We start from the raw sequence: 6,812 nt of genomic DNA, 5'->3' as shown, positions 1-6,812 counted from the left end.
ACTAGCGAAATTGACTTCGCAAATTACATTTGATATCAGCCGAAACTGATATACCCTGCACATTTGTGAAACAAAACTTTGTTCAGTTTTCAAAGGTCTACTTAATAACTCGACTTAATTAGTATAACTAAGTTGTAAATTAATGTCAACGCTTTTTTGAATCTTTATTCATTCACATTAACAACTGAATTATTATGACTCTGTTGAATATAAGAGCGATTGAATATCAAATACTTGGATATTCATCCACATAATTAATATTGTCCTCTTTGACAACAGATAAAATAATACCAGCTATTAGCGACAGGGTCAAGGACAAATAATAAATTAACTCAATTATTTTGCAACAAACTCTCTTAGAGCCTCTTGCGCCCAAGCCTGACGCCGTTTTTGAATCGGTTTGAACCCCTCATGAACGTTTCGACTAGTCCAATAATGCTTATGGTGGTCTTCACTTTTGGGAGAAACCGGTTCTAACGGCACTTGCGGTTCTTCCAAGCATCTCAATGAAAGTGAAATTTTACCGGTAAATTCATCAATATCTAAGACCACAACATCGATTTCATCTCCAACGGATAAGTAGTCATGAATATCTTTAACAAAACCGTAATGACACTCAGAAATATGAATCAGGCCCTGAACGTCATTGCCTAAATTAACAAAGGCACCATAGGGTTGAATGCCTGTCACTGTACCATGTACACGGTCGCCAATACGCACTGCTTAAAACCCCTTTCTTCTATAGTAAGTAATAAACTCAACTAAAATAAAAAGCTTGAGGCCTACACACCCCAAGCTCAGTTATCGGTCCCACCTAATCATCAATAGTCACTGATTCGATGACGATATCTTCCAATGGTTTGTCAGACTCATCCGTTTTTACCGTTGCCATTTGATCCACAACGTCCATACCACCTACCACTTGACCAAAAACGGTGTGTCTAAAGTCAAGCCATGGCGTACCGCCTTTTTGATAAGCCTTCACAATTTCTTCAGGAAAATGAGCATCCTTCATCTGCTGAGTCAGCTGCTCAGACATATGCTGATTTTGAACGATAAAAAATTGACTGCCATTAGTATTAGGCCCACTGTTAGCCATTGAAACAGCCCCGCGAAGATTATAAAGTTCCTTTGAAAACTCATCTTCAAACGGTTCATCCCAAATACTTGAGCCACCCATACCAGTACCGGTTGGGTCGCCTCCCTGAATCATAAAATCATTAATTACACGGTGAAAAATCACTTCATCATAATACTTTTTCTTAGCAAGCGACACAAAGTTTTCAACTGCCTTGGGCGCCTGTTCTGGGAACAATTGAATCACAACATCACCCATTGATGAATGGATGGTAGCCCGGGGGCCGTCAGCCTTATCGGGTTGTAACTGTGGATAGTTCACATTAATAACCTCCAGTTTTCTTTCATATCTATTATCCATGAAATATAACGAAAAGCAAGTCTCAAGCCACGGCAGCGGTAAGTGATTAAGCCTCGTGCTGTCCACTGCGGCAATATAAAGTCATTTTGCATTGTAACACATTCCCTTCCCAATTTTTGCTGGTGATCAAGCTAAGTCCTACTACTTATCTGTATAACAGAAGCTTTACCAAAGTTATGATTCGTTTAAATCCACCTTCAGGCCTTTTCCCGGCCCATATTCTTTGATACAATGTCACCAACTTAAATTTTGAAAGGAAACCTCCTAAATTATGGGCCAATTGATTGATTTTGTACTTCATATCGACAGTCACATGGTTAGTATTGTGAATACCTTCGGCGGCTGGTCATACGGCATCCTGTTTCTCATTATCTTCATCGAAACCGGTGCAGTTATTCTGCCATTCTTACCAGGTGATTCACTGCTTTTCGCCGCAGCTGCTCTAGCCGCTAACCCAGATTATCACCTCAGCATCAGCTTGTTCGCCATCATCTTTTTACTTGCCTCCCTCGGTGGTGATTCGACAAACTTCTTTATTGGCCGTCGTGCAGGTATTGCAATCACGCGTCACCCATTCTTTAGTCGTTTTATAAAAGAAGAAAATCTTGCATCCGCCAGAAAATTCTTTGAACGACACGGGAAAGTTGCGATTTTCTTGGCGCGCTTTATGCCAATCATCAGAACTTTTGTCCCCTTTGTTGCAGCAACCTCAGACTACGACTACCGTTCGTTTTTACGTTACAATATTCCAGCCGGTATTTGTTGGGTTCTCCTGTGTTGCGGCGGCGGTTATTTCTTCGGTAATATTGACTTTGTTAAGGCTCATTTCTCTCTAGTCGTTCTGGGTATCATCATTGTATCGATGATTCCAGCCTTTGTTGGTTTACTTAAAAGTCGCACCCAAGTTAGCAAGGATTAATTAAAACAGCTACACAAAAAACTCTAGTCGGTTGCAAACCGCTAGAGTTTTTTTATTTCTCTAAAAAAGTTCGATTGCCTCGCCAAATTCCCCATAACATCACGAGTTCAAACAACCCGAACGCTAATAGAAAGCACTGTGAAAAGAAGCTTTCCGGCAAAACTAAGATCACCGGATCAAAGCGGGGATCAAACAGCCAGTCAGAATTACGAAACAGGACCTTATGGAAATCAATAAAGAACTGGTTAAAGTTCACCAGCATCAACAACCCTGCCAGTACTGGTACAAGGGCAGCTGTTTGAAAAGGCCGGATCAGCTTCCAGAGCTTTTTCTTTACTGACAATCGCTTCAGAAAATGAATTGCCGGCCCAATTGTGACGATCAAGATCCCGTTATTGAGTAAAAACAAGTGTTTCACATCAATAAAGTGCTGAAGACCACTAGGTGAAGTTGGAAAATCCATCATATCCAGCTTAGTTATCCATGGTAACTGTAAATACCCCAGCAGTTGCAGATAGTTTTGTACGATCCGACTGCTTGAAATTTGAACGATTTTAGATAAATGGCCTAATTTTACGTTCAACCAGTAGAGCCACACACTATTAATCGTCAGAAATATCACCAGTGAGATAATCGCTAGAAAGAGTGCCACCCACTGCAAGCCTATTTTCACGCGAGCCTTAGTCATCATCCACCGACCATTCATCTAAACTGTCTATTTCGTACGTGGGTGCAATACGCTGCCGTGCGACCTGTTTACGTGTTGACAAACCAGTATACACCAGTAACGTATCCATGCCGAATCGAATGCCGGCTGTAATATCGGTCTTGTAATTGTCACCGATCATCAAAACCTGTGATTTTTTTAGACCAATCTTCTTTAACGCATTAGCCATAATGATTGTCTCCGGCTTACCAATGTAAATTGGCCGCTGCTGGGTAGTGTAGGCGACCATTTCAACTAATGACCCTGCCCCTGGCAGCATCCCCCGTTCATTCGGGATATTGGAATCCGGATTCGTGCCAATAAACTTCGCCCCGGCACGAATTGCTAACGTCGCCACTTCAAATTTATGGTAGGTCACATCGGAATCTAGTCCAACCACCACAAAATCCGGCTGGCGTTCGTTAAGCTCAAACCCTTTATCCAAGAAAGCTTGAACCAGACCGATTTCACCAATGATGTAAACTTTGTTCTGTCCCGCTTCGGCAATGCCAGCCACATAGTCGGCAGTCGCTAAGCCAGCTGTATAGACATTGTCCGGCTGGACGTGAATATCATGATTAGTAGCTAAGTTATCGACAACGTCCCCCGGCAGTTTAGTCGTATTATTCGTCACAAACAAAAAGTCCTTATTGGCTTTCTGCAGACGTTCAACAAACCGTTTTGCAGCGGGGATCCGCCGTTTACCAGCGTAGACTGTCCCATCCAGATCGATAAAGTAGCCGTCATACTGTTTTTGCATCAAACGCTAATCCTCTTTTTCTCGAATTGTAAATTTACGGTGCTGGCTATGGCCAACCGTCTTAACTGTGCCATGACGCTGGCTGACCGGCGTTTTTTTGACGGGCTTAACCTTTTCCACCGTATAAGCTTTCTGCTGGCCGCTATTTGACCGGTTAGTATGCTTATTAACATGTTGCCGCTGTTGCCGTTTGTTTGAATTTGACCGATCAGCCTTACGTTCTGACAATTGTGAATTATTCGACCGGTTGCCAGAGTGATTGCGGTGTTGCTGTTTACCGCCATTATTTTGATTGCGGTTCGAACGGTGCCCGCCTTCACGCTGGCGAGAGCTCCGCTTAGGCATGACGACTTTTGCGTCCTCGTTATGCATGACAAAATATGGACAACCAGTATTGCAAGCTTCATCTAAATAATCTTGCAGTGCACTGATTTTCAGTTCACCCGCCACGTTACGCTTATCATCATAAAAGCCACGTAGCCGCAACTGGTCAAATCCCCAGTCACCAACCAGGTAGTCGTAACGGGAAAAATAAGTGTTGAACCGGTCGCTCAGCTCAACCCGGTCAAAGGCATCGCGATAGTTCACCATCAATTCATAGGGATGCTCATTGATCTGGTAGTGAGTCGCATCAACTGCCACGATCACCCCACCAGGCTCGCGGCTGGCACGGGCATCATCAATTAAGGTTTGCAATGATTTCTTATCCATGATCTTCCTCCTTTCTAATTGGGTATTGTTTAGCTAGATAATCACCAAAAACAGTTCGTAAAAGCTTGCCGTATAAAATTTCATTCTGTCCGACGATCGAAATTGTTGGAAAAAACGGAATGAAGAGATAGTGATCCGGCATGGCTACCGTGTACGCACGCAACGGTGACAGCGGTTCGCCACGAAAGAGTACCGTCCCATCATGACTGTTGTACGTAATTCCGGAATAGTTCAATGAACCGAATACCTTACCGCGAAAACCCATGCCTTTAATTGGAAAACGCGTCAAAAACTGCCGGTTTTTCTCCATTTCGTGGATCAGCCGCCATAGATTATCACCGCTTAAAGTCACTTTCATCACGTGCATGGCGTGCGGCAGCATCTGGTGCATATGATTACGCGAAATGACGCCAGCCGGCAGATCGCACATAAATAACCCGCCGTTTAAAATGGCTGCATCCGTTCCGGCATAATCTTCCAAGGATGCCAGTCCTTCACTCACTAGCCGGGAATGACCCTGCCAATTTTTCTCCATCGCTACGGGTAAATCGGCCAGCTTTTGGGCGTCTAAAAGCTGCTCTCCCTGCTCCTCATAGCCCTTAATTTCTTGCAGATCACTGGTTGCAGCTTGAAGATTAGCCGTTTGAACAACCGAAGCTGAAGCCTTCGTGATCTGATGATCTGACAGCTCCAGTTGAATGGTACCAACGTACTCACCGTATTTACCGGCCGCACCCAGCAACGTGGTCTGATCGTGTTCGCCATGCGGCAGCAAATGGTGCGTATGCGCCCCAAGCACCACGTTAATTTCTGGAAACCGTTTAGCGATCATCCGATCGACATCCAATCCCAAATGCGACAGCAAAATACTGCAATCGTACTGACCTTCAAACTGTTTCAGCAAATACGGCAGCATCCGCTCCACTGAAATCGGCTGCCAGCCAAGCAGCGGATAGGTTAAGGTATACGGTGCTGTTAGGCCCAGTACCAAAACACGCGTCCCCGCCTGGGTAGTGATCACCTTCCCGGGAAGCGCCCATTTGGGCTGCGTGGTTTTGGGGGCATTCAGTATATTGCCAAGAATCACGTCAAAATTAGCGTGGTCATACAAATGAATTAGCTGCTCCCTGGAATTTCCCAGGCCCTCATTATTACCAATAGTAACCCCATCATAATGAATTTGGTTCATCAAGGTAACATTAGCTTGACCGTTAGTAGCTTCAGTTAACGGGTGCGCCCGATCCATAGCATCACCGATATCAAAGGTTAGGACTTCATGGCCGGCTGCTTGATAACGTTGACGTTCTTCAATCAAATAACGGCGGATCTTAGGCCAATTTTCGAAGTGCGAGTGCAGGTCGTTGGTGTGCAAAATTGTTATTTTTTCAGTCATACCCCAGCTCCTCTGCCAAACTTATCTTCTTTTTTGAAAATCATTATACTTGCCTGCCACCATTTCTTCAATTTCGGCCATCGAAAACGGCGTTCCAAAAGGCGGCTTTTCTTTGAGATAGTCGGTCTCAGGTGTGTCGATACCGACATTGATATCTTCTTTAATATTGACCGAGTAATGGTGGATATGCCCATGAAGATTAATAATCTGTTTAACGATTCCCATCATCATTGGATAATGGGTCATATAGTACTGTCGATGATTGACCTTAATAAGGGCCCCCACGTCGTGAAATTCAAACTTCGGTTTCCCGCCATAAGTGTAGTTATGCTGAGCCAAATATTTGAATAGTGCACGGTTATCATGATTACCCTTAATAAGTACCAGATGCCCATTTAACTCGTTTAAAACGTCGAAAACCGCTGCTTGAGCTGCCCGTTCAGGCCGAATGAAGTACAATGCAATATCACCCAAATGGTACACAGTATCTTCTGGCAGTACCCGTGCATTCCAATGGTCAATAATCGTTTGGTTCATCTCTTCCACCGATTTGAATGGCCTTGGCGCAAAGTCAGAATGACCGAGTAAATCCTTATGAAAAAAATGTGTATCCGCGGTGAAATACAGTTGCACGCTTACCCCTTCTTTGTTCAAAAATTAATCCGCTTTAAAAATTGACTACCCTTTTAGTTTACCATGTTACCCGTTGGATAGGAAAGAACCAGTGTTGAAATGACTGAGCGGCCAATTGTAATAATCAGTCCTCAAAAATAAAAAGAGGGTGCGGTACAACTCGGTAGATTCCAGAATATAATCCCAAAAGACACCATCCCTGCACTTGGCCCTGTCAAGTTGACAAATGAAATAATATAAAGTTTTGTGTAT

Annotated in this window: 8 protein-coding genes; 1 reads left to right on the top strand and 7 read right to left on the bottom strand. The window is 43.7% G+C overall.

Annotation, left to right across the window (positions count from 1 at the left end; genetic code table 11):
* Window positions 1-336: 336 nt before the first annotated feature.
* Together CES81_RS12770 and CES81_RS12765 are read right to left on the bottom strand one after the other, a co-directional pair.
* The gene (locus tag CES81_RS12770) at window positions 337-720 is read right to left on the bottom strand and encodes a CvfD/Ygs/GSP13 family RNA-binding post-transcriptional regulator (protein WP_089122096.1); all 384 of its coding nucleotides are present in this window, start codon (window positions 718-720) and stop codon (window positions 337-339) included.
* Window positions 721-814: 94 nt separating this feature from the next.
* Complete coding sequence (locus CES81_RS12765) at window positions 815-1,399, bottom strand: peptidylprolyl isomerase (protein ID WP_305792635.1); 585 nt, start codon at window positions 1,397-1,399, stop codon at window positions 815-817.
* Window positions 1,400-1,709: 310 nt separating this feature from the next.
* On the opposite strand from CES81_RS12765, the gene CES81_RS12760 reads away from it, so the two are divergent.
* A complete protein-coding gene (locus CES81_RS12760; RefSeq protein WP_089122095.1) occupies window positions 1,710-2,357 on the top strand; it encodes a VTT domain-containing protein in 648 nt (215 codons plus the stop codon).
* Window positions 2,358-2,409: 52 nt separating this feature from the next.
* Here CES81_RS12760 and CES81_RS12755 read toward each other — a convergent pair whose 3' ends face one another.
* Genes CES81_RS12755 through CES81_RS12735 form a run of 5 tightly spaced genes read right to left on the bottom strand, consistent with a single transcriptional unit; the run spans window position 2,410 to window position 6,554 of the window.
* Window positions 2,410-3,030 (bottom strand): TIGR01906 family membrane protein, encoded by a 621-nt coding sequence (locus tag CES81_RS12755; RefSeq protein ID WP_179211651.1) that lies wholly within the window; start codon window positions 3,028-3,030, stop codon window positions 2,410-2,412.
* Window positions 3,031-3,037: 7 nt separating this feature from the next.
* Window positions 3,038-3,823, bottom strand: a complete 786-nt coding sequence (locus CES81_RS12750) for a TIGR01457 family HAD-type hydrolase (protein ID WP_089122094.1) — start codon at window positions 3,821-3,823, stop codon at window positions 3,038-3,040.
* Window positions 3,824-3,829: 6 nt separating this feature from the next.
* Entirely contained in the window at window positions 3,830-4,534 is a 705-nt protein-coding gene (locus CES81_RS12745; RefSeq protein WP_089122093.1) for a YutD family protein, read from the bottom strand.
* Window positions 4,527-5,927 carry a bifunctional metallophosphatase/5'-nucleotidase gene (locus CES81_RS12740; protein ID WP_089122092.1) on the bottom strand — a complete coding sequence of 467 codons (1,401 nt, stop codon included), beginning with the start codon at window positions 5,925-5,927 and terminating at the stop codon, window positions 4,527-4,529. The genes CES81_RS12745 and CES81_RS12740 overlap by 8 nt, the downstream gene beginning before the upstream one ends.
* Window positions 5,928-5,948: 21 nt before the next feature.
* Window positions 5,949-6,554 carry a metallophosphoesterase gene (locus CES81_RS12735; RefSeq protein ID WP_089122097.1) on the bottom strand — a complete coding sequence of 202 codons (606 nt, stop codon included), beginning with the start codon at window positions 6,552-6,554 and terminating at the stop codon, window positions 5,949-5,951.
* Window positions 6,555-6,812: the final 258 nt, after the last annotated feature.

This window comes from Secundilactobacillus pentosiphilus, from assembly GCF_002217985.1.
In the GTDB taxonomy this organism is placed as follows: Bacteria; Bacillota; Bacilli; order Lactobacillales; family Lactobacillaceae; genus Secundilactobacillus; species Secundilactobacillus pentosiphilus.
Note: the sequence above shows the minus strand (reverse complement) of the source record. Positions and strands in the feature narration are given on the sequence as shown.